This window comes from Neobacillus paridis, from assembly GCF_016765675.1.
In the GTDB taxonomy this organism is placed as follows: domain Bacteria; phylum Bacillota; class Bacilli; order Bacillales; family Cytobacillaceae; genus Neobacillus; species Neobacillus paridis.
In genome coordinates, this window is sequence record NZ_JAESWB010000398.1 from 1 (window position 1) to 520 (window position 520).

General features: G+C 66.5%; 1 protein-coding gene. It reads right to left on the reverse strand.

Translation table 11 applies throughout. From position 1 onward, the window contains the following. Positions 1-520 (reverse strand): putative PEP-binding protein (locus tag JK635_RS29355; protein WP_498043902.1); only part of this gene is annotated, 520 nt, incomplete at both ends.

Genomic DNA, 520 nt, shown 5'->3' on the forward strand with positions numbered 1-520 from the left:
CAGGATGGCGCGCAGCTGGGCCATGAACATCTGCGGCTCGGCCAGGCAGTAGCGGATCGCGCGCAGGCCCAGCGCCGGATTGAGCGCGGTTTCCTCGGCATTGTCCATCGGCTTGTCGGCGCCGATGTCCAGGGTGCGGATCGTCACCGGCCGGCCCTTCATGGCCGTGACCGCCATCTTGTAGGACTCGAACTGCTCGTCCTCGGTAGGCAGGCGGTTGGCATAGCCGGCGCGGCCCATGAACAGGAACTCGGAGCGGAACAGGCCGATGCCGGTGGCGCCCGCTTCCAGCGCCGCCGGACAGTCCTGCGGCAATTCGATATTGGCCAGCAGAGCGATCTCGGTGCCATCCTTGGTGATTGCCGGCGTCTTCTTCAGCTTGGACAGCTTCTTGCGCTCGCGCAGCATCCTGGCCTGGCGCTCGCGGTACTGCTCCAGCACCACCGGCGGCGGATCGACAATCACCACGCCGGCATCGCCATCGATGATGACCCAGTCGTCCTGCGCGATCAGGGCGGAG